Annotated in this window: 22 protein-coding genes and 1 tRNA gene; 8 read left to right on the top strand and 15 right to left on the bottom strand. The window is 70.9% G+C overall.

The window, feature by feature from the left end:
- Positions 1–18: 18 nt before the first annotated feature.
- On the bottom strand, positions 19–846 hold the full coding sequence (rsmI, locus tag GEV27_RS04585) for a 16S rRNA (cytidine(1402)-2'-O)-methyltransferase (protein ID WP_153910156.1): 828 nt from the start codon (positions 844–846) through the stop codon (positions 19–21).
- 125 nt (positions 847–971) lie between these two features.
- Positions 972–1,967 carry a hypothetical protein gene (locus tag GEV27_RS04580; protein WP_153933552.1) on the bottom strand — a complete coding sequence of 332 codons (996 nt, stop codon included), beginning with the start codon at positions 1,965–1,967 and terminating at the stop codon, positions 972–974.
- Between the two features lie 171 nt (positions 1,968–2,138).
- Here GEV27_RS04580 and GEV27_RS04575 point away from each other — a divergent pair, with 171 nt between their 5' ends.
- Positions 2,139–3,692 (top strand): phospholipid carrier-dependent glycosyltransferase, encoded by a 1,554-nt coding sequence (locus tag GEV27_RS04575; protein WP_153933551.1) that lies wholly within the window; start codon positions 2,139–2,141, stop codon positions 3,690–3,692.
- Positions 3,693–3,711: 19 nt separating this feature from the next.
- On the opposite strand, the gene GEV27_RS04570 is transcribed toward GEV27_RS04575, so the two are convergent.
- The gene (locus GEV27_RS04570) at positions 3,712–5,979 is read right to left on the bottom strand and encodes an EAL domain-containing protein (protein WP_194944122.1); all 2,268 of its coding nucleotides are present in this window, start codon (positions 5,977–5,979) and stop codon (positions 3,712–3,714) included.
- Between the two features lie 142 nt (positions 5,980–6,121).
- On the opposite strand from GEV27_RS04570, the gene GEV27_RS04565 reads away from it, so the two are divergent.
- From GEV27_RS04565 to GEV27_RS04555, 3 genes are read left to right on the top strand one after another with little or no spacing between them, the layout of a single operon-like run.
- Positions 6,122–7,444, top strand: coding sequence for a PKD domain-containing protein (locus tag GEV27_RS04565; RefSeq protein ID WP_194944121.1), 1,323 nt, complete (start codon positions 6,122–6,124; stop codon positions 7,442–7,444).
- Positions 7,441–8,223: a MotA/TolQ/ExbB proton channel family protein gene (locus tag GEV27_RS04560; protein WP_194839871.1), complete on the top strand. Its 783-nt coding sequence runs from the start codon at positions 7,441–7,443 to the stop codon at positions 8,221–8,223. Before GEV27_RS04565 ends, GEV27_RS04560 begins: the two co-directional genes overlap by 4 nt.
- A complete protein-coding gene (locus GEV27_RS04555) occupies positions 8,220–8,669 on the top strand; it encodes a DUF2149 domain-containing protein (protein WP_153933548.1) in 450 nt (149 codons plus the stop codon). The genes GEV27_RS04560 and GEV27_RS04555 overlap by 4 nt, the downstream gene beginning before the upstream one ends.
- A gap of 13 nt (positions 8,670–8,682) precedes the next feature.
- Here the strand turns inward: GEV27_RS04555 and GEV27_RS04550 are convergent, their stop codons facing one another.
- The 5 genes from GEV27_RS04550 to GEV27_RS04530 are packed head-to-tail and all read right to left on the bottom strand — an operon-like array spanning position 8,683 to position 12,006.
- Positions 8,683–9,261 (bottom strand): TetR family transcriptional regulator, encoded by a 579-nt coding sequence (locus GEV27_RS04550; protein ID WP_153654010.1) that lies wholly within the window; start codon positions 9,259–9,261, stop codon positions 8,683–8,685.
- Complete coding sequence (locus GEV27_RS04545; RefSeq protein WP_153933547.1) at positions 9,258–10,457, bottom strand: NAD(P)/FAD-dependent oxidoreductase; 1,200 nt, start codon at positions 10,455–10,457, stop codon at positions 9,258–9,260. The genes GEV27_RS04550 and GEV27_RS04545 overlap by 4 nt, the downstream gene beginning before the upstream one ends.
- Positions 10,458–10,464: 7 nt before the next feature.
- On the bottom strand, positions 10,465–10,629 hold the full coding sequence (locus GEV27_RS04540; RefSeq protein WP_153933546.1) for a rubredoxin: 165 nt from the start codon (positions 10,627–10,629) through the stop codon (positions 10,465–10,467).
- Complete coding sequence (locus GEV27_RS18220) at positions 10,626–10,811, bottom strand: rubredoxin (RefSeq protein ID WP_153654016.1); 186 nt, start codon at positions 10,809–10,811, stop codon at positions 10,626–10,628. The genes GEV27_RS04540 and GEV27_RS18220 overlap by 4 nt, the downstream gene beginning before the upstream one ends.
- A 1-nt stretch (position 10,812) precedes the next feature.
- On the bottom strand, positions 10,813–12,006 hold the full coding sequence (locus GEV27_RS04530) for an alkane 1-monooxygenase (protein ID WP_153654018.1): 1,194 nt from the start codon (positions 12,004–12,006) through the stop codon (positions 10,813–10,815).
- A gap of 154 nt (positions 12,007–12,160) precedes the next feature.
- Here GEV27_RS04530 and GEV27_RS04525 point away from each other — a divergent pair, with 154 nt between their 5' ends.
- The 4 genes from GEV27_RS04525 (at position 12,161) to GEV27_RS04510 (ending at position 15,969) form a co-directional block, all read left to right on the top strand.
- Positions 12,161–13,324: a DUF222 domain-containing protein gene (locus GEV27_RS04525; RefSeq protein ID WP_153933545.1), complete on the top strand. Its 1,164-nt coding sequence runs from the start codon at positions 12,161–12,163 to the stop codon at positions 13,322–13,324.
- An 84-nt stretch (positions 13,325–13,408) separates the two neighbouring features.
- Entirely contained in the window at positions 13,409–13,984 is a 576-nt protein-coding gene (locus GEV27_RS04520; protein ID WP_153654022.1) for an RNA polymerase sigma factor, read from the top strand.
- Entirely contained in the window at positions 13,981–14,961 is a 981-nt protein-coding gene (locus GEV27_RS04515; RefSeq protein ID WP_153933544.1) for a DUF4349 domain-containing protein, read from the top strand. The genes GEV27_RS04520 and GEV27_RS04515 overlap by 4 nt, the downstream gene beginning before the upstream one ends.
- A 150-nt stretch (positions 14,962–15,111) precedes the next feature.
- Positions 15,112–15,969 carry an aldo/keto reductase gene (locus GEV27_RS04510; protein WP_153933543.1) on the top strand — a complete coding sequence of 286 codons (858 nt, stop codon included), beginning with the start codon at positions 15,112–15,114 and terminating at the stop codon, positions 15,967–15,969.
- Between the two features lie 21 nt (positions 15,970–15,990).
- Here GEV27_RS04510 and GEV27_RS04505 read toward each other — a convergent pair whose 3' ends face one another.
- From GEV27_RS04505 to glp, 7 genes are all read right to left on the bottom strand, one after another.
- Positions 15,991–16,197 (bottom strand): hypothetical protein, encoded by a 207-nt coding sequence (locus GEV27_RS04505; protein WP_153933542.1) that lies wholly within the window; start codon positions 16,195–16,197, stop codon positions 15,991–15,993.
- Positions 16,198–16,492: 295 nt separating this feature from the next.
- Positions 16,493–16,568, bottom strand: a tRNA-Ala gene (locus tag GEV27_RS04500).
- Between the two features lie 56 nt (positions 16,569–16,624).
- On the bottom strand, positions 16,625–17,485 hold the full coding sequence (locus GEV27_RS04495) for a hypothetical protein (protein ID WP_153933541.1): 861 nt from the start codon (positions 17,483–17,485) through the stop codon (positions 16,625–16,627).
- Between the two features lie 103 nt (positions 17,486–17,588).
- Positions 17,589–18,161 carry a GNAT family N-acetyltransferase gene (locus GEV27_RS04490; RefSeq protein ID WP_243838765.1) on the bottom strand — a complete coding sequence of 191 codons (573 nt, stop codon included), beginning with the start codon at positions 18,159–18,161 and terminating at the stop codon, positions 17,589–17,591.
- Between the two features lie 35 nt (positions 18,162–18,196).
- Complete coding sequence (locus GEV27_RS04485; protein WP_153910145.1) at positions 18,197–18,694, bottom strand: molybdenum cofactor biosynthesis protein B; 498 nt, start codon at positions 18,692–18,694, stop codon at positions 18,197–18,199.
- Positions 18,691–19,131: a cyclic pyranopterin monophosphate synthase MoaC gene (moaC, locus tag GEV27_RS04480; protein ID WP_153933961.1), complete on the bottom strand. Its 441-nt coding sequence runs from the start codon at positions 19,129–19,131 to the stop codon at positions 18,691–18,693. The genes GEV27_RS04485 and moaC overlap by 4 nt, the downstream gene beginning before the upstream one ends.
- A 44-nt stretch (positions 19,132–19,175) precedes the next feature.
- Positions 19,176–20,498: a gephyrin-like molybdotransferase Glp gene (gene glp, locus GEV27_RS04475; RefSeq protein WP_153654035.1), complete on the bottom strand. Its 1,323-nt coding sequence runs from the start codon at positions 20,496–20,498 to the stop codon at positions 19,176–19,178.
- Between the last annotated feature and the right edge of the window lie 5 nt (positions 20,499–20,503).

Raw genomic sequence — 20,503 nt, 5'->3', positions numbered from 1 at the left:
TGGGGCGCGCGGACGGGGCTACGAGTGCGCGGCGTCGTAGACGTCCTTCTTGCGGACGCCCGTCTCGCCGGCGACCTGCTCGATCGCGTCCTTGCGACTGAGGCCGTCGCCCTGCCGGGCCGCGACCAGCTCGCGCAGGTCCTCGGGGGCGTACGTCCGGGACTCGGCGACCACTCCCCCGACGACGATCGTCACCTCGCCGCGTACGCCCTGCTCCTGGCCGGCGGCCCACTCGACGAGCTCGGCGAGGCCACCGCGGGCCACCTCCTCGTACGTCTTGGTGAGCTCGCGGCACACCGCGGCCGGACGGTCGCCGCCCCACACCTCCGCCATCGCGCGAAGGGACGTTTCGGTGCGGTGGGGCGACTCGAAGAACACCATCGTGCGGCGCTCGGTCGCCAGCTCGGTCAGCGCGCGGGTGCGTTCGCCGGCCTTGCGGGGCAGGAAGCCCTCGAAGCAGAACCGGTCGACCGGGAGGCCCGAGACCGCCAGGGCGGTGAGCACCGCGGACGGGCCGGGGATCGCGGTCACCGTCACGTCCGCCTCGATCGCCGCGACGACCAGGCGATAGCCGGGATCGGACACGCTCGGCATGCCCGCGTCGGTCACCAGCACCACGGTCTGGCCGTCGGCCAGCATCGCGGCGAGCTCGGGGGTGCGACGCTCCTCGTTGCCCTCGAAGTAGGACACGACCCGGCCGCCGATCTCGACGCCCAGATCGGACGCGAGCCGCTTGAGCCGCCTGGTGTCCTCGGCCGCGACGACGTCCGCGGACACCAGCGCTTCGGCCAGACGTCCGCTCGCGTCGGCGACCTGACCGATCGGTGTCGCAGCGAGGATCAGCATGTCCTCATCCTCTCAGTCCCCAGCGGGCGCGGTGCCTGCGCCACTGTTTCCCGTGGGCGCGGTGCGTACGCCACCGTTTCCCGTGGGCGCGGTGCGTACGCCACCTTCTGGCGCCGATTCGGGCCTCATACGGTGGCGTACGCACCGGGCCGCCGGGGAAGGGGCGCGAACAAGGAGCTCCAGCGGGCCCCGAAGACTGGGGCGGGGCCGTCGTAACCGCGCTTGACCAGGAGGTCGTGGACCCGCAGCACCATCGCCCGTGGTCGGGCCAGTCGGGCCTCGGTGACCTGGCAGTAGTCCCACCCGATGCTTCGGAACGCGCCGTACCGGTCGATGTCGCGGGCGAACTGGGCGTCGTCGAACGCGTGCTGCCGACCCTCGTACTCGACCAACAGCTTCCAGCGGCGATAGACGAGGTCACCGATCCCGACGAGCACGCCGTCCGAGTCATGGATCTCGACGTTGACCTCGGGGACCGGCAGGCCGGAAAAGACGAGGATCGCGCGGGTCTCGGACTCCTTGGGCGATCGGGACCGAGCGTCGAGGCGCGCCGCGACGGCGAGAGCCTCCGCCGCGCCGGGACGCCACGTCGACGAGCTGACGAATCGGCCGAGCGACTCCACGGACATGTGCTCAGTCCGCAGCATCCAGTCCCCGATGACGATCAGGTCGATGAGGCGCTCGGTCGTCGCGAGTGACACGAACACCGCCTCTGCGCAGACCCCCGACCCGTCGTTCGGTGGCATGCGCACCGTGCGGTGGAGGGTGATGCCGGCGACGACCAGGTGCAGGTCGCGGGGCACGACGAAGTGCAAGGGCTCCAGCTCGCCGTGCTCGTAGCCGAGCTCGCGCAGCCGGGTGACGTGGGTCGTCCGAGCGTCAGCGGGCAGGTTGCGGCGCGCGGCCGCGATCTGCTCAGCGTCGGAGACGGCCAGGTCCGCGAGGCAGTAGACGCGCGGATAGACCTCGCGGAACCGCGCGTGCTCGAGCATCCGGGACGAGATCCCGGCGGCCCGCGCCTCCGCGAGGCTGAACGTCCGCTCACGCAGGTGCTCGGGGACGGGGCGTGGAGTTCGCATGCCCCAGCCGACCGCGAACAGGTGCCGAGCGGAACGACGCACGTCGGACCTGTGGACGCCGTCCTGGCGCGGCCGGCGCTGTGGACCCGCGGGGGCGGGGTGCGGACCCCCCCTTGGGGCTACTACTCGGCCTTCATCGGGGGGCGTCCGCACCGCGGCCCCCGGAGACGGTGGCGTACGCACCGCGCCACCGGGACGTCCTAGTCTTGCGGGGTGACGTCACTGGCCCGCCTGTCCCCGTACAGGTGGTCCGACCGCCTCTGGGGCTGGATCGGTCCGGTGGCCGTGGCGGTGCTGGCCTTCGTCCTGCGGGTCTGGAACGTCGGGTACCCGAACAAGTTCGTCTTCGACGAGACCTACTACGCCAAGGACGCGTGGTCGCTGCTCCAGCACGGCTACGTGCAGGACTACACCGACAAGGCCGACGCGCAGATCCTCAAGGGCGACCTGTCGGGCGTCTTCACCGGCGAGCCGTCCTGGATCGTCCACCCCGACGGCGGCAAGTGGCTCATCGCGGTCGGCGAGCACTTCTTCGGCTTCGACTCGTTCGGCTGGCGCATCTCCGGCGTCGTGATCGGCGCGCTGACGGTGCTGGTGCTGGCCCGTCTCGTGCGCCGCATGACCGGCTCGACGTTCATCGGCTGCCTCGCCGGTCTGCTGCTGACGGTGGACGGCATGCACTTCGTGATGTCCCGGCTGTCCCTGCTCGACATCTTCTTGACGTTCTGGATCGTGTGCGGCGTCGCATGCCTCGTCGCCGACCGCGACTGGATCCGGGCACGGCTGGACCGCTACCACGCACTGCGCCCCTGGCAGCTGGCCGCGGGCCTGTGCCTCGGCATGGCCTGCGCCACCAAGTGGAGCGGTGTGTACGTCCTCGCGGCGTTCGGCCTGACCTGCGTCGTGTGGGAGGTGCTCGCCCGGATGCGCAATCCGCGCACAGCGATGCACCACGGCTGGGTCCGCACGACGTTGCGGGTCGGCGTGCCGGCGTTCGCCTCGATCGTCCTGCTCGCGGGCGTCGTCTACCTCGTGTCGTGGACCGGCTTCCTCTTGCACCACGAGGCGTACGAGGCCCGGTTCGGCCGCGGCTACGGCGACTACTCCAAGCCCTGGGGGGCGTACGTCGATCGGCCGAGCTCGGGCTTCCTGGGCGAGGCCTGGGACGCACTGCGCTCCCTGTGGCACTTCCACGTCATGACGTTCGACTTCCACACCAAGGAGATCGTCAACGCCGAGCCGCACCCCTATCAGTCCCATCCCGGCGGCTGGCTCCTGCAGTGGCGCCCGGTCGGCGCGGACGCACAGTTCGACCTGCCGAAGACCACCCAGTGCGGACAGGCCCCCGGCTCGACCTGCATCCGGGAGATCCTCATCCTCGGCAACCCGGTCGTCTGGTGGTCGGGCGCGGTCGCCCTGCTGGGCTCGATCGGCGCCTGGATCATCACCCGCCGCTGGGTGTGGGGCGTGCCGCTGATCGGCGTCGCGGCCTGCTGGCTGCCCTGGTTCCTCAGCACCGACCGGCCGATCTTCTCCTTCTACGCCGTCACGATCGTCCCGTTCACGACCATCGCGATCTCCCTCGTCGCGAACGCACTGCTCCGGGCCCGCAGCACCCCGCGCCAGACGTACGCCGTGGGCCTCGTGATCGGGCTGTACGTGCTCGCCGCGGTGGTCGCGTTCTGCTACTTCCACCCGATCTGGACCGACACGCTCATGCCGTACGACGAGTGGCGCGACCGCATGTGGCTGACCCGCTGGATCTGACGCGCCGCCACCGGAGGGTTCACACGGCGGTGGCGCTGTCCACCAGCGGAGCCAGGCCGTGGGCCCGGAAGCGCTCGACCAGCGTCGCCCGGTCCTCGGGCATCCCGTAGAGGAAGCCCTGCAGGTGGGTCGCGCCGGCGTCACCCAGGACGCGTGCCTCCTCCTCGGCGGTCACGCCTTCGGCGACGACCCAGAAGCCGAGCTCCTCGAGCAGTGCCGTGGTGCGCGTGACGACGAGCGTCTGGCGGGGGTTCGCCAGATCGGTGAGCAGGTTGCGGTCGAGCTTCACGGTGTCGACCCGCGGCAGGTAGAGGGAGCCGAGACCCGCGAACCCGGAGCCGAAGTCGTCGATCGCGATGAGCACGCCGGCGTCCTGCAGCCGTGACGTGACCTGGGCGTTCGCCTCGGTCCAGTCACCGATCGAGTTCTCCGAGATCTCCACGACGACGGTGAGGTCGTGCTCGCGGCAGCAGTCCGCGATGCGCTGCAGCAGGGGCGACCACACCATCATCTGCTCGAGCTCGAGGTTGATCGAGAACATCGTGAGATCCGCGACGTGGCGCCGGCACTCGAGCAGCGTCTCGACGGCCTGCTCGAGCACGAGGGCCGTCATGTCGTCCAGCATGTTGAGCCGGATCGCGGACTCGACGATGACCGGCGGCGGGATCGACCCGAGTCGCGCGTCGGTGCAGCGCACGAGGGCCTCCAGGCACCGGATCTCGCCGCGCGCGACGTTGACCACCGGCTGGTACGCCGTCCAGAGCGTCCCGTCGACGATCGCGTGGCGGACCGCGTCGTCGATGCCCGACGTGACCTGCGGATCCGCGGCGTGGATCGCGCGCTTGCGCTGGATCATCTGCTGGTCGGCGGCCCGCACGAGCGCCATCAGGTCGTCGTCGGCGCTCGACGACAGCGCGCAGCCGATGCTCGCGCGAAGCCTCACGGTGCTCTGCCCGACCAGCAGGGGTCGGGCGACCAGGGCCGTCAGGCGTTCGCACTCCTCGGTCAGTGCCGCGTAGTCGCGGACGTCGCGCACGAGCACTGCGAACTCGTCGCCGCCGTACCGCGTGATCGAGCGGGCGTCGCCGCTGTGCTCGAGCAGCCGCTGCGCGACGGTGCGGATCGCGACGTCACCCGCCACGTGGCCGAAGCGGTCATTGATCTTCTTGAACCCGTCGAGGTCGAGGAACACGACCGCGATGGACTCCCCCGGCCGTCGGGTGCGGCTGACCTCCGAGAGGGTCTCCCGGAAGTACGTGTAGGTCGACAGGCCGGTCAGCGCATCGATGTTGAGCCGCTCGCGCAGGTGGTCGATCTGGGTCGCTTCTCGCCGGGACGTCTCGGACATGTGGGCCAGCGCCTCGAGCACCTGCCGCTCCACGTGGGTGAACGGGAGGTCACCCGGGCTGCGGCCCGCGACCGCGAACCGTCCGTCCACGAGGGGGACGCTGAGGTCCCCGCGCGCTCCTGGCTCCTCACGGACGTCGACCCGCTCGGCCCGGATGCCCTGGGCACCCCACCGTCCGAGGGACGCGTCGATCTCGTCGCGGCGCCACGGCATGGCCACGGCCGCGCGCGACAGCGCCGCGACACTGCGGTTGAGCTCGCGATTGCGCATCGTGAGCCCGATGGCCACCGCCCCGAGGCCGACCATCGACACGATGAAGCTGGGCACGACAGGCAGGTGCAGACCGGCCTCGAGGCGTCGCAGGGCCGCCAGGACGCAACCGAGGTAGAACATTGCGAGCCCGATGACGAGGGCCCAGGTCCACCGCAGGCGCAGCGGGTGGCCGTCCCCGGTCGGGGCCGCGAGGCGGGCACGAACGATCTCGAGCAGGCAGATGGCCACGAAGTACGCCACGAGGCCCGCGAACACCCGGTCGAACGGCGCGAAGTCGATGTCCGCGACCTCCGCGACCCGCAGCAGCACCGCACCGCCGAGGATCTGCACCGCCGCACGGAACTGTCCCCAGGTCTCGTCGCGGTGGAACAACGCGTACGAGCCGGCGACCAGGATCGCCCAGATCGGCAGGATCGAGGCCTGCCGGTCGACGTCCGCCGAGAACAGCACAGCCGCCGTCATGCCCAGCGTCAGGCGCGTCTCGCCTCGCGACACCGTGATCTGCGTACGCACCGCGAGCGGCACCAGCAGCAGGGCGATGATCGCGACGACATTGAGGTCCGGCGGACCCGTGCGCCACTGGAACGTCCGGAAGCAGATCGCAGTCACGGCGACAGCGATGACGAGGACCTCGTAGCGTCGCTCGGCGCGCGTACGAACCGTCATCCCCCGCCTTCCTGTGACCCCGCGCGTCATCCTACGGTTGCCGGGGGGTCCCACGGGTCACTTCAAGACCACCCGTCTCGCCCACATCGCGGGGATGATGGAAGATAGGCACATCCACAGCGCGATCGGAGGGGGTCCACCCATGCGCCTCGTACGCCGTCGCTCCGCCGCGCTGGTCGCGGCCCTGGCCCTCGCGGGCACCAGCCTCAGCCTCGCCCCGTCACCTGTCTCGGCCGCCGAGTGCACGGGTGGCACCGCGTGCGTCATCGTCAACGTCGTCCGCACCGTCGACGGGAACCAGACCACCCTCTACCGGGGCGCCGTCACGGCCGATCAGATCAAGGAATGGTCGGACTTCGACGAGACGCGGCAGTACTACAAGCGCCGCAACGTCGCCGGCGACGTCTCGGAGGGTCCGACCGTCAAGGCGAAGCGCGGCATCTCGTTGCACGCGCTGTTGGCCAAGATCAGCGAGCTGCACCCCGAGGCAGGCAGGCCGGCGACCTTCTCCGAGACGCCCAACGCCAGTCAGATCCCCTCGGTCCTCTCCGACGCCGAGCTCGCGGACCCCGCCGAGGCCGACTACCCGTTCGACGACAGCCTCCCCCCGGCGGTCTACCTGGCCGGCGACCAGATCGGCTACGTCCGACCGCTGCGCGACGCCAACAAGGACGTGAACATCTCCGACATCTTCAAGGTGTCAGGCCCCCTCGAGCTCACGTTCCACACCACCGGCAAGCTCCTGGAGCCCTCGGTCAAGGTCGACAAGACCGACGTGACGACCAAGACCAAGAACACGTTCTCGGTCTCGTACGCCAAGGAGCCCGGCACCCGCATCATCAGGACGCGGTGGGACTTCGGCGACGGCTCGGTCAAGGGGACCAAGCGCGAGAGCCCGTCCAAGACCTATGCCAAGAAGGGCACCTACCCCGTGTCCGTGAGCGTCTACGGCGCCAACGGCTCGTACGGTCGCTCGTCCGCGGTGGAGATGAAGGTCGAGAAGCCACCGAAGCCACCGAAGGCGCCCGACTCCGGCGGCACCGGTGGCGGCGGTGGAGGCACCGGGGGCGGAACCGGCGGGGGAACAGGTGGCGGCGGATACGTCCCGCCGTACGACCCGGCCCCGATCGAACCGGAGCCTCTCGACCCGCCGTCCGACATCTCTCCGGACCAGGACATCCCCGACGACGAGCCGACCGAGACCGCGCCGGTCGACGACGGCCTCGAGGAGGTCGAGGGCTACGTGCTGGCGGGCGCCGAGATCGTGCCCGGCGGATCCCCCGAGGCCATCCCCGGGACCCAGGACACCAGCCAGCCCACTCCCGCGTCCGAGGCGTCGCTCCGCAAGCGCGTCGCGACCTGGGTGCTCGCGGGTCTCACGATCGCCCTGCTCGTCGGCGCCGGCGCCGCGAGTGAGACACGATGGTTCCGAAACCGACTGCGCCCACTCAGGAGACGTGCATGAGCGACAAGATCTACGACTTCATCTTCCGCGTCGCGGAGGTGCTCGAGCTCCCGGTCGTGATCCTCACCCTGCTCGCCCTCGCTGTCGTCCTGGTCGAGGTCGGGGCACTCATCACCGAGCTCATCAAGCGTCGCAGCCGTACGTTCTCGGCCCTCGCCCGTGCCGGCGCCTCCGCGCGTCGCGCGGTCGACGAGCGGCGCATGGACGAGGCCTCGGCCCTGCTGCAGACCGTCGCGTGGTCCGGGCCCGTCGGCAAGGCGTTCAAGGTGCTCGTGGGCGCGGTCGACAAGCCGGGCGCCGACACCCGCATCGCCAAGGAGCTCGCGGACTTCGACTTCGGCCGCCAGGCCCGGCTCGGCCGCACCCGCCTCCTGGTCCGCCTCGGCCCGGCCCTCGGCCTGATGGGCACCCTCATCCCGCTCGCCCCGGCGTTGGACGGACTGGCGCGCGGCGACGTCGACGCGCTGACCGAGAACCTGCGCCTGGCGTTCAGCATCACCGTGCTGGGCATCCTCATCGGCGTCATCGCGCTCGCCCTGTCGCTGCTCCGCGAGCGCCTCTACGGCCAGGACTTCTCCGATCTCGAGTACGTCGCGGCGATCCTGACCGACGACGGGTCCGCTGCGGCCTCGATCGCCCCGACCGGCACGATCACGCCGAGCGTCCCGCCCACGCCGTCGCGACCCGTCACGAGCTCGGAGACCGTCTCGCTCCCGCCGCTCGTGCCGCCCGCTCCGCCGGCGGCCCCCGCCCCGAGCGGGACGGACGTCTCCTCATGATCAAGGTGACGCCGCGGGCCCGCGTCCACCAGGACAAGGCCGGTGACCCGCTCGACGGGCTGGTCAACATGTTCGACATCGGCATCGTCCTGGCCGTGGGCTTCCTCATCGCCGCGCTGTCGTCCCTGGGCCTGTCCGGGGCGGTCAACGAGGGCGGACTGACCAAGCCCGCTCTCGGCGAGGTGACGGTCAAGCCCGGGGAGACCGTCGAGGACGTCCCCGACGAGGGGGTCAAGACCGTGGGCCGCGGCACGCCCGTCGGCACGGTCTACCGCCTCGCGGACGGCCGCCTGGTCTACGTCACGGGCGACGGCACCGCCGCGCCGGTCAGCCCCGGCGCGGACCCGACCGATCCCACGTCTCCCGCCGACCCCACCGCCCCGGCCGATCCGTCGGCGACGGACGACGTCCCGTCCGCGGACGTGCCCGACATCCCGGTTCCCTGACCCGCGTCCCCCCTCAGCCCCGGGCGGCCGCGCCGCGCAGGGCCAGCCCCACGAGCCAGGCGATGTCGTCCGCGGCCTCGGCGGGGGGCTTCGAGGGGCGGGTGAGCGCAGACAGCACCAGGCGGACGACCGACTCCACCGCGACCTCCAGCTCGTCGCTCGTGAACGGTGTCGGCGCGAAGAGCTCCTCGATGCTCTGGCGCACCACCAGCACCGCGGCCTCCACGATCTCGCCCGACTCGGTCGTCAAGATCTGCAGCAGGTCGGTGTCGTGCTCCCCGGGCAACGAGCCCACGACCGTACGGACCAGCACGCTTCGCCGGCCCATCTCCAGCGCGCCCTCGCACGCGGACCGGATGCCGTCGAGGAGGTCGTCGGCGGCCGCCATGCGCTCCCGGACCACCCCGAGGAACCGGTCGAGCTCGCGCAGGGCGAGCTGCTCGGCCAGTCCGCGCTTGGTGCCGAACTCGTTGTAGACGGTCTGCCTGCTCACTCCGGCGGCCTCGGCGACGGCCGCCATCGTGACCGTCGACCAGCCGGTCGACTCGATGACCGCGTGGGCTGCATCGAGCAGCCGCACCCTGACCGTCACGCGCCGGCCTCGGGGTCCAGCACCTCGTCGAGCCTCGCGTGGTCGGCGATCCAGGCCCGCGCGGTGCGGACGTCGCGCGGCCTGCCGATCGACACCGCACCCCGCACGACGCCGTCGTCGAGCAGGTACGCGATGAAGTCGCGATCGCCGATCGATCCCCGCACGACCATGTCGTGGGAGCCCTGGGGCCAGCCCGCCACCTGGAGGTTCACGCCGTACTGGTCCGACCAGCACCACGGGACCTCGACGAATGCACCGTCGCCGCCGGCCATGACCTTGCCGACCGCGGTGCCGTGGTTCTGGGCACCCTGCCAGTGCTCGACGCGATGGCGCCCGCCGAGCACCCCGTTGGGCTGGTTGGCGACGTCGCCGGCAGCGAAGACCCCGGGGGCCGACGTCCGGCCGCGGTCGTCCACCAGGATCCCGCCGCCCTCGGACTCCGGCGCGATGCCGATGCCCGCGGCGTCCGCGAGCTCCACGTGGGGCTCCATGCCGACCGCGACCACGACCACCGGCGCGGACCACGTGCGCCCGTCGACGGACCGGACGACCGTGGTGCCCGCCTCGTCCTGGATCGAGGAGACCATGACACCGGTGTGCAGGTCGGTGCCCTCGGCCTTGTGCAGGTCGCGGTACATCTCCCCCAGCGCAGTCGGCAGCAGGCGCGGGAGCGGCAGGGAGGCGGTCTCCAGCAGCGTCACGTCGCAGCCGAGCTCGCGGGCGCTGGCGGCGATCTCCGAGCCGATCAGGCCCGCGCCGACGACGACGACCGGCCCGCGCGCCGAGAGCTCGTCCTTGAGTCGCGGGACGTCGGCGAGACCACGCAGCGTGCGGACGCCGTCCGCGTCCCACGGGCTGCGGGCCCGACCACCCGTCGCGAGCAGCAGCTGGTCGTAGAGCAGCGGCTCGCCCTCGCTGAGGCGTACCGCCCGCGCCTCGGTGTCGATCGAGGTCACCGAGACGCCCGTGCGCAGCGCGATGCCCTGCTGCTCGTACCACTCGGCCTTCTTGATGCGGACCTCGTCCGCGGTCTTGTCACCGCGGATGATCTCCTTGGAGACCGGAGGGCGTCGGTACGGCAGGCCGGGCTCGTCGCCGAGCAGGTCGATCGTGCCGTCGTAGCCGGCGGACCGCAGGGCGGCCGCGGCGCTGACGCCGGCGATGCCGGCTCCGACGATGACGGTGCGGTGGGTCATCGAGCGCTCAGAGCTCCACCATCACGAAGTCGGCCTTGGCCGCACCGCAGTCGGGGCACGTCCAGTCGTCGGGGATGTCCTCCCACTTGGTGCCGGGCGGGATGTCCTCCTCGACCCAGCCTTCCGCCTCGTCGTAGATGAAGCCGCACTGCTGGCATTCCCAACGCTTCATGACAGATCTCCTGGGGTGGTGGTGTGGGGCAGGAAGTCGACCTGCTCGCGCACCCCGCAGTCGGGGCACGTCCAATCGGGGTCGACGTCGGCGAACGGGGTGCCGGCGGGCCACCCCTCGCGCGGGTTGCCGCGCTCCTCGTCGTAGACGTACTCGCAGTTCGGGCAGATGAACTGTGCCACGTCAGGCTCCCGCCCCCGCGTGGCGGCGCCGATAGCGCGCTGCGGTGCGCGGATGCAGGTTGGTGCGGGACAGGTCGCCGTCGTAGTGGTCCAGCACCTTCTCGTCCATCACCGACCTCCAGATCTGCGGCACCCACGTCAGGACGATCATGCCCGCGTACCCCGTGGGCAACGTCGGCGCCTCCTTGAAGTCCCGCAGTGCCTGGTAGCGGCGGGTCGGGTTGGCGTGGTGGTCGCTGTGACGCTGCAGGTGGTAGAGCAGCACGTTGGTGCCGATGTTGTTGGAGTTCCAGCTGTGGCTCGGGTTGACCCGCTCGTAGCGGCCCGATGCGAGCTTCTGGCGCTTCATCCCGTAGTGCTCGAGGTAGTTGACCGACTCGAGCAGCCAGATGCCGACGACGGCCTGCAGCACGAGGTACGGCAGGATCTGCCAGCCGAAGGCGACCATGAGCGCACCCCACAGGACGACCGAGAACGCCCATGCGTTGAGCACGTCGTTGCGCGGCGACCAGTGCGACGTCTTCAGGCGTCCGAAGCGCTTCTTCTCCAGCTCCCACGCACTCCTGAGGCTGCCGGTCACCGTGCGCGGCATGAACTCCCAGACGGTCTCGCCGAGGCGGCCGCTCGCCGGGTCCTCGGGGGTGGCGACGCGGACGTGGTGGCCGCGGTTGTGCTCGATGAAGAAGTGTCCGTAGAACGTCTGCGCGAGAGCGACGCGGGCGAACCAGCGCTCGTGCTCCTGCTTCTTGTGGCCCAGCTCGTGCGCGGTGTTGATGCCGATACCGGCGACCATGCCCAGCCCGAGCGAGAGGCCGATCTTCTGGGCGATCGTCAAGGGGTCCTCTATGCCCGGCAGGGTGCCACCGCCGAGCAGGTACGCACCCCAGACGAGTCCGGCGATCTGCGCAGGGATGAACAAGTAGGTCACCCAGCGGTAGTAGCGATCCTCCTCGAGCTGCTCGAGGACCTCGTCAGGCGGGTTCTCGCCGTCCCGGCCCGCCACCAGGTCGGCGAGCGGGACGACCACGAACATGAAGAACGGTCCGAAGTACCACGCGAGGGTCGAGTCGGTGACGGCGTAGATGCCCCACATCGCGACAGGGATCAACGGGACGATGGCCCCGATGACCCACAGGTGGCGCTTGCGGTCACGCCACTGGATGACCGTCCCGTCGACGGTGGCCTCGATCGTCATCTGTTCCTCTCGTGCACTCTCGGAGATGTGCTTTACATGAAAGTAGCGAATGTAAACCTCGCTGACAATGATCCACCCGTGCCGGTGAGCGTCGGATGAGGTGTCGGAGCCCGTCCCTAGAGTGAAGGAAAGGCTGCAAGGAGAGGAGGATCCCGTGCTCGACGACCACCAGATGATCGATCAGATCGTGATCCGCCGCGAGGCCATGGCCTCCCTCGACGCTGCCGAGGCCGCCGATCTGGTGGACTACGTCGACCGCGCCCGGGGCCCGCGCCGGGCCGATGCCGCAGTCCACGAGCTGTCGCTCGCACTGACCCAGCCGGTGCCCACGATCGAGCGGCGCATCGCCCAGGCACGGCGGCTGCGGTCCACGATGCCCACGGTCTGGCAGGCCTGGCAGGACGGACGCCTGAGCACGAGCGCGGTCGGTGAGATCGACCGGGCCGCCCGGCGCCTGACCCATCCCACCTCCCGGGTCGACCTCGACGGCCAAGCCGTGGACGCCGCGAGCGGCCGCACCCCGGGCCAGCTGTCACGGTGGCTGGACCGGTGGGTCGAACGCACCGAGGCCCACGCCGCCCGCGCCCGTCACGAGACCGCCCGTGCCGACCGGGCGGTGCGCCTGCGTCCCCTGGGCGACGCGATGACCCGGCTGACCGTGGACATCCCGGCCACCGAGGCCGCGGCGATCGCCCAAAGGCTCACCGCTGCCGCCCACGCACTGGCCTCCGACGACGCCCGGACCCTCGATCAGGCCCGCGCCGACATCGTGTGCGACGTGCTGCTGGATCGCCGCGACGGAGCCCTGGGCTACCGCGCGGTCATCGGGATCACCGTGCCCCTGTCATCGCTGCTGGGCTTCAGCGACGCCCCCGGCGAGCTGACCGACCGGTCCGCGACCATCCCCGCCTTCATCGTGCGCGAGGCCGTGGCCGACGAGCACAGCCTCCTGTATCGCCTGGTCACCGACGACATCGGCAACCTGCTGACCGTGCAGTGGCTGGGTCGCTTCGCCCCCGCCCGCCTCCGACAAGTCCTGGCGTTTCGCGACGGCACCTCGGTGTTCCCCACCAGCTCGGTGCCCGCCGCCCACTGCGACAGCGACCACACCGATCCCTGGCCCGCGCCCACCCACGCCGCCAACACCGGCCCGCTGAACCGCCGCGCCCACCGGCTCAAGACCGAAGGCCTCATCGACCTGCGACAGCCCACACCCGGGGTCTTCGCATGGACCACCCACACGGGGCACCGCTACACACGACGTCCCGAACCCGTCCCGATCGCCGACTGGGACCTCCCGCCACCGCACCCCGCCTGACCGTCCCGCGCGAGACGATGGGTCACGTCCCGACATCTGGGGGCAGAGACATGTCTGCACACCCGCACAGATCGGAGCCGCCCGGTGACCGCACCACCGACGACCGAGCACGGCACGGCCGCCACCGACCGGGATCTCCTCGTGCGGGCCGCTGCCGGCGACCGGGGCGCGTTCGGCCTGCTGTACGACCGGCACGTCCGCCCGGTCTACTGGCAGGCCTACGCGGTGGTGCACGACGCCGACGAGGCCCAGGACGTCACCCAGGACGTCTTCATCACGATGTGGCGCAAGATCCGCACGATCACGGTCGTCGACGAGTCCGTCCTGCCGTGGTTGCTCGTCACGTCGCGATTCACCGCCCTCAACGCGGGACGCCGCAGGATGCGGACGCCGTTTCGCGAGCTGGACCCCGAGGCGCCGGCCGACATGACCGTGGAGGACGAGGTCGAAGCCGGCCTCGTCCGCGCGGAGATCGACAAGGCCGCGGCGGCCCTCACCCCGGCGGACCGGCGGCTCTACGAGCTGTGCGTCGAGGGTGACCACACCTACGAGATGGCGGCGCGCGAGCTGGGCGTCAGCCACGCGGCGGTCCGCAACCGGCTCTCGCGCCTGCGCACCCGGCTCCGCGCCGACCTGCGATCCATGAGGGAGACATCATGACGAGCCCCGGACTGAACGACGACCGCATCGAGGCCATGCGCGGAAGCGTCATGACCGCGGTCGACCGCGACATCAGGCGACGCGGCCGTCGGGCCCGACGCGCGATCGGTCTCACTGCTGCGAGTGTGCTGGTCGTCGGCGTGGGCGGCTATGCGCTCTCGTCGATCGACCTGCAGGGGTCCTCGTCCAGCTCTGAGGCCTCCTCCAGCTCCGAGTCCTCATCGTCGCTCGACAGCGAGGGCTCCGACGCCGCGGGCGGCAGGGCGGATGCGCCGACCAACAAGCGTCTCGGCGGGACCACCAACCGGGCTGTGCCCGACGCGGACCGACAGGTCGTGACCACGGGCTCGGTCTCGGTGACGGTGACCCGTCCTCGTCAGGTCGCGGCGCGGCTCAGCACGTACGTCGAGGGGATCGGCGGGCGGGTCGACGACCGGAGCGAGAGCGGAGACGGCGAGGACGCCACGGCGACCCTCCGCGTCCGCGTGCCGGCCACGAAGGTCGCCGCCACGATCGCCCGTCTGGAGGAGCAGGGCACCGTCGAGGACGTCTCGCTCGAGAACCAGGACGTCACCTCGGTCTCGCAGGACCTCGACGCCCGGATCGACGCACTGGAGATCTCGGTCGATCGCTTGGAGTCGATCCTCGGCGCGAGCGAGACCAGCAAGGAGGTCATCGCAGCCGAGTCGGCCCTGACGAAGCGGCAGGAGCAGTTGGAGAGCCTGCAGTCGCAACGACGCTCACTGGCCGGGCAGGTCGAGCTGTCGACCATCACGATCGACCTCGCGCAGGAGCCGCGGGTCGACTCGGTCGAGCCCGGCGGATTCTCCGGCGGCCTGCGGGACGGCTGGAACGGCCTCGTCACGACGGTCAACGCCGTCGTCGAGGTCGCAGGCCGCTTGCTCCCCTGGGCCGCCGTCGCGGTCGTGGTCGCTGGCGCGGTCCGGCTCGTCACCCGGCGCCGGGCGCACGGCTGAGGCAGGCCTTCCGGCCGGGCCACTGGACCCTTCCCAGGCCCGGCACACAGGCGTTCCATGGAACCGACGTCGTGCCGGCCCGAAGGCCGCGACGGTGGAGGCCCCCCGACTGCCCGGCGCAGGGCACCCTTCCGAGGAACGGAGAGACGCATGAGCATCCTGAACGAGACCGCATCCCTCGCCAATGGCGTCCAGATCCCCAAGCTGGGGCTCGGCACGTGGTTCATCGACGATGCGGTGGCCGCCGACGCCGTCCGTGCCGCGATCGAGATCGGGTACCGCAACATCGACACCGCCCAGGCCTACGGCAACGAGCGCGGCGTCGGCGAGGGCGTCCGCACCAGCGGCGTCCCCCGCGATGAGCTGTTCGTGTCGACCAAGCTCGCTGCCGAGATCAAGGACCACGACGGGGCCGTGACCGCCATCGAGGGATCGCTGGACACGCTGGGTCTGGGCCACATCGACCTGATGCTCATCCACGCGCCCCAGCCGTGGGCCGACTTCCGCGGCGGCGACTACGCCGACGGCAACCTCCAGGCATGGAAGGCGCTGGAGGTGGCACACGCGGCGGGCCGGATCAGGGCGATCGGGGTGTCGAACTTCCTGCAGGCCGATCTGAAGAACATCCTGACCCGCGGCACGGTCGTCCCACACGTGAACCAGATCCTCGTGCACCCCGGCAACACCCCGACCGAGCTGATCCAGTACTGCCGGAGCAGGGACATCCTCGTGGAGGCGTACTCGCCGATCGCGCACGGCGAGATCCTGCGCAACCCCGCCGTCGCAGCGATTGCGGAGCGGTACGGGGTGTCGGTGCCGCAGCTGTGCATCCGGTACACGATCCAGCTCGGGACCGTCTCGCTGCCGAAGACCGCGAACCCCGATCACATGCGCAGCAACGCCCAGATCGACTTCACAATCAGCGACGAGGACATGACCGCTCTGCGCGACCTCGACGCCAGGGACTACGGCAAGCACGCCGCGTTCCCTGTCTACAGCGGCAAGTGAGTCGCAGACCGCTGACCGAGGTCAGTCGCACCCCATCGGTCCGACCAGCCGAACCGACTCGCCTTCGTAGTTCAGCACGAGTCGCCCGTCGGACTTGGTCACGGTTCCGTCGTAGGTGCCGACGGGGACGTCCGTCTCCGGGCCGAGGTCTTTCCTCGGTGTCGTGTAGAGACCGCCGTCGACGTCGAGCGTCCCCACGATGTTCACGTCGAGTCCGGGTTTGGTCACGACCAGGACTGAGACGTCTTGCTTCGCTCCCTCAGCCATCGGCTTCGACGTGACGCAGGAGTCGGACGCGGTGGGTCCGCAACCTGCGAGGAGCGTTGCTGTGGTGGCGCCCAGAAGTAGCAGCCTGACCCCGTTCCGGTAACGATGAGGCGAGTCGTGCACGTGGACCTCCCGGGTCGTCGGCGGGCGTCGATTCCAGCGTCAGATGGGGGACGGTGACGATCCAGGGGTGGCCGTGGCGTGTCTCCCGACAAGATGAAGAAGGCCCGACCGGTGACGGTCGGGCCTCTTCCACTGGTGGAGCATAGGAGATTCGAACTCCTGACCTCTTCGATGCGAACGAAGCGCGCTACCAACTGCGCCAATGCCCCAGTGCTGGTCCTTCACGCACTCAACGTGCGAGTGCTCCGCAACTTTATCAGGCCCGTCAGTGGCCCACCGCGCGGCGTTCCTCTCCCGTGTCATCTGCCCGCTTCGGCAGCTCCACCTCCTCGCCCTCGATGTGGCCCGAGGTCCACGTGTTGGGCTGCGAGAAGTCGATCGTGCGGACCGTGCGGCCGGCGCGGGGCTTGGTGACGTAGGTCGGCAGGGTGACGGGCAGCGGGTCCCAGAGGGCCTCGCCGGAGGACGAGACCGACGGCACCGCGATGACGATCTGATCGTCGAGCGCATCCGCCTCGAGGTCGACGACCTCCATCTCGTGCTTGCGGCCCGGGTCGATGTCCTCGAACAGGCCCGAGACGATGACCGTCTCCTCCTCGTCGGGGCTGAGCCGGGGCGTGACCTTGGCGGCGGTCTTGCTCTTGGTCCTGGCGCTCGGTGCAGCGTCCGACGTCGCCACGCCCGTGCGGGGCTTCTTCTCGCGCACGATGCCCAGCTCGCCGCGCACCTGGATGCGGCAGGCCACGAGCCACGCGGCGACCAGTGCGACGGGGGCGGCGATCGCGAGGGTCGGCAGGACTCCCGTGACGGCCAGGACAGTCACGACGGCGGTCAGGCCGAGCAGGGTCAGCAGGGTGCGCCGGCGGCGGCGGGCGGCCAGCCTCGCGGCGGGACGATCGAGGTCGCGCTTGGGGGCGGCGGGCGCACGAACGGACGCGGCGGGAGCCGCAGGTGCGGCCGCTTGCGTGGCCGCGGACGGCTTGGTGACGACGCGGCTGAGCGTCCCGGTCGTCTCGACCGACTCGTTCTTGGTGGCGTCGTCGTAGCGGCGCAGGGCGAGCGGGATGAAGTACGCCGCCCAGACAACGACGACGAACGCGATGATCAACCCGCTGCTAGGACCCACGGTCAAAACCCTAGGCCGTCGCGACCCCGATCGTCCGCACCCGCCGCGTGTGTCGCGGGAGAAGTCTGTGACGGGTGTGGCGAGAGGGACCCGGCGAGACGGCTCAGGACCCGCCGGGCTCCTGTCCGGGTGCCTGGACCCGGGCCATCAAGCCACCGGGGACGTCCTCGGCGAGGATCTGGAAGATCCGGTGGTCGCGCCACTCCCCCGCGATGTGCAGGAACCGACGCGCCACCCCGATCTCGGTGAAGCCGAGCTTCTCCACGACCCGCAGACTTGCTGCGTTCTCGGGGCGGATCGCGATCTCGACGCGGTGCAGCCCGACCGTGGTGAGCAAGTGGTCGCACACCAGCGCGACCGCGATGGGCGTGATCCCGCGCCCTGCGTGGCTGCGAGAGACCCAGTAGCCCATGTTGGCCCAGCGGGCCGATCCCCACGTGATCCCGTTGACCGTCAGCATGCCGACCAGCTCGCCGTCCCAGGTCAGGGCGAACGGCATCGTGTGCCCGAGCCGCGCGCGACGTCGCAGCGTGCTGATCATGCCCACGTACGAGCTCGCGGGACTCCCGGCCTCGCGGGGCAGCGTGGCCTCCCACGGGCCGAGCCAGTCGGCGTTGTCGGCGCGAAGCCGGGCCCAGGCGCGGGCGTCACGGCGGCGCACCGGACGTACGCCCACCGAGCCGTGCTGCAGCTCGACCGGCCAGCCGGGGCTCAGGAGTCGCTCCGCGGGTGATCGCCGCCGTGCAGCTGGTCGACGGCGTGCGGCAGGATCTCGGCCAGCACCGCGAGCCCGTCCTTGACGCCACCCCGCGATCCGGGGAGGTTGACGACGACCGCGCTGCCGGCGACACCGGCCAGCCCCCGCGAGAGGGCGGCGGTGGGCACCCCGGCCGCGACACCACGCGCCCGCACGGCCTCGGCGACGCCGGGCAGCTCGCGATCGAGGAGCGGGCGGGTCGCCTCGGGCGTGCGGTCGGTCGGGTTGATGCCGGTGCCGCCCGTCGTGACGACCGCGGAGACCCCGTCGGCGAGTGCGGCGGCGATCGCGGTCGCGACGGGGTCGCCGTCACCGACGACGGCCGGCTCGGCGACCTCGAAGCCCCACGACGTCAGCGCCTCCACGATCAACGGCCCCGTCTCGTCCTCGTAGACCCCGGCAGCGGCGCGGTTGGAGGCGACGACGACCGCCGCCCGTGGTGAGCCGTTCATCGGCGCCAGTCGCCGCTCTTGCCGCCGGACTTCGCGACCACCTCGATGTCGGTGATGCGCGCGAGCTTGTCGACCGCCTTGACCATGTCGACCACGGTCAGGGCCGCGACGCTGACCGACGTGAGGGCCTCCATCTCGACTCCCGTGCGGTCCGCGGTGCGGACGGTGGCCTCGACCAGCACCACGCCCTGCCCCTCAGGGGTCGTGTCGACCTCCAGGTCGACCTCGACGCCGCCGATCGCCAGCGGATGGCACAGCGGGATGAGATCGGGCGTGCGCTTGGCGGCCATGATGCCGGCGATGCGGGCGACCGCGAGTGCGTCGCCCTTGGGCACGCCCTCGCCCTGCAGGAGCCTGACGACCTGGGTGCTGACCTCGACGCGACCGCGTGCGGTCGCGGTGCGGGCGGTGACCTGCTTGGCCGTGACGTCGACCATGCGGGCCGCGCCCGAGTCGTCGACGTGCGTCAGCCGGTCAGCCACTAGAACGGCCTGTCGAGCACGAGCGTGCGGACCGTGTCGCCCATGTTGAGGGCAGTCTGGTCCTCGCCGACGATGATCAGGGCATTGGCCTTGGCCAGCGTGCCGATCAGGTGCGAGCCGGCACCGGCCAGCGGGGTGACCTTCGCACCGCGGTGGGTGACCTCGAAGACGCCGCGGACGTACTGCCGGACACCGGGGCGTGACTGGATGTCCGAGGCCAGCACCGCGTGGACCATGGGCCGGCGATAGGGGGTGCGGCCCATCATGCGACGGATGGCCGGCAGCACGAAGACCTCGAACGAGACGTAGGCCGAGACGGCATTGCCCGGCAGGGTGATGATCGGCGTCTGCTCGTCGAACACCCGCCCGAATCCCTGCGGCTTGCCCGGCTGCATCGCGACCTCGTTGAACTCGACCGTGCCGAGGGCCGAGAGCGTCTCCTTGACGACGTCGTGGTCGCCCTTGCTGATCCCGCCACTGGTGACGACGAGGTCCGCGCGCACGAGCTGCTCGGACAGCACCCGCTGGAACGTGCGGGGGTTGTCGTCGACGGCGCCCACGCGATAGCAGATCGCGCCGGCCTCGCGGACGGCTGCGGCGAGCATGTAGCTGTTGCCGTCGTTGATCGAGTCGTAGTCGAGGTGGGTGCCCGGCTCGCGCAGCTCGCTACCGGTCGAGATCACGACGACCCGCGGTCGCGGGCGGGCCTTGACCCGGGGCGCCCCGAGCGCGGCCAGCAGGCCGATCTCGCGCGGGCCCAGGACGGTGCCCTCGGGCAGCACGACGTCGCCCTTGGTGACGTCGTCGCCCTTCGGCCGGATGCGGGCCCCGGGCCGCGCCGGGGCGTAGATCTGGACGCGGGCGTTGCCGCGATCGGTGTCCTCGAACGGGACGACAGCGTCGGCGCCGCGCGGGATCGGGGCCCCGGTCATGATCTTGACCGCGGTGCCTGCGCTGATCGCGAACGGTCGCGCGGAGCCGGCCTGGATCTCGCCGACCACAGGGAGCATGACGGGGTGGTCGCGGTCGGCCGCGGCGACGTCCTCGGCACGTACCGCATATCCGTCCATCGAGGAGTTGTCGAACAGCGGCAGGTCCATGGGGGCCACGAAGGCCTCGTGCAGCGGCAGTCCTAGCGACTCGACGAGCGGCTGGTCGTACGCCGCCAGCGGGCCGACGCCCCGCAGGATCTTCTCGAGGTGGTCCTCGACGGTCAGCAGACCCTCGCGGATGCTGGCGGGGCGGGGCCGCGTGGGCTGGGTACCCGGCCCGGTCGGCGACGCACCCTGCTCCGATCCGTCGTCGGATCCTCCTGTCGACATGCCGA

It is taken from the genome of Aeromicrobium sp. S22 (assembly GCF_009661045.1).
In the GTDB taxonomy this organism is placed as follows: domain Bacteria; phylum Actinomycetota; class Actinomycetes; order Propionibacteriales; family Nocardioidaceae; genus Aeromicrobium; species Aeromicrobium yanjiei.
Note: the sequence above shows the minus strand (reverse complement) of the source record. Positions and strands in the feature narration are given on the sequence as shown.

Bases quoted from the DNA above. Each gene is read 5' to 3' on its own strand.
- rsmI (WP_153910156.1), bottom strand. From the start codon at position 846: ATGCTGATCCTCGCTGCGACACCGATCGGTCAGGTCGCCGACGCGAGC.
- GEV27_RS04570 (WP_194944122.1), bottom strand. From the start codon at position 5,979: ATGACGGTTCGTACGCGCGCCGAGCGACGCTACGAGGTCCTCGTCATC.
- GEV27_RS04565 (WP_194944121.1), top strand. From the start codon at position 6,122: ATGCGCCTCGTACGCCGTCGCTCCGCCGCGCTGGTCGCGGCCCTGGCC.
- GEV27_RS04560 (WP_194839871.1), top strand. From the start codon at position 7,441: ATGAGCGACAAGATCTACGACTTCATCTTCCGCGTCGCGGAGGTGCTC.
- GEV27_RS04555 (WP_153933548.1), top strand. From the start codon at position 8,220: ATGATCAAGGTGACGCCGCGGGCCCGCGTCCACCAGGACAAGGCCGGT.
- GEV27_RS04545 (WP_153933547.1), bottom strand. From the start codon at position 10,457: ATGACCCACCGCACCGTCATCGTCGGAGCCGGCATCGCCGGCGTCAGC.
- GEV27_RS04540 (WP_153933546.1), bottom strand. From the start codon at position 10,629: ATGAAGCGTTGGGAATGCCAGCAGTGCGGCTTCATCTACGACGAGGCG.
- GEV27_RS04530 (WP_153654018.1), bottom strand. From the start codon at position 12,006: ATGACGATCGAGGCCACCGTCGACGGGACGGTCATCCAGTGGCGTGAC.
- GEV27_RS04515 (WP_153933544.1), top strand. From the start codon at position 13,981: ATGACGAGCCCCGGACTGAACGACGACCGCATCGAGGCCATGCGCGGA.
- GEV27_RS04510 (WP_153933543.1), top strand. From the start codon at position 15,112: ATGAGCATCCTGAACGAGACCGCATCCCTCGCCAATGGCGTCCAGATC.
- GEV27_RS04485 (WP_153910145.1), bottom strand. From the start codon at position 18,694: ATGAACGGCTCACCACGGGCGGCGGTCGTCGTCGCCTCCAACCGCGCC.
- moaC (WP_153933961.1), bottom strand. From the start codon at position 19,131: ATGGTCGACGTCACGGCCAAGCAGGTCACCGCCCGCACCGCGACCGCA.
- glp (WP_153654035.1), bottom strand. From the start codon at position 20,498: ATGTCGACAGGAGGATCCGACGACGGATCGGAGCAGGGTGCGTCGCCG.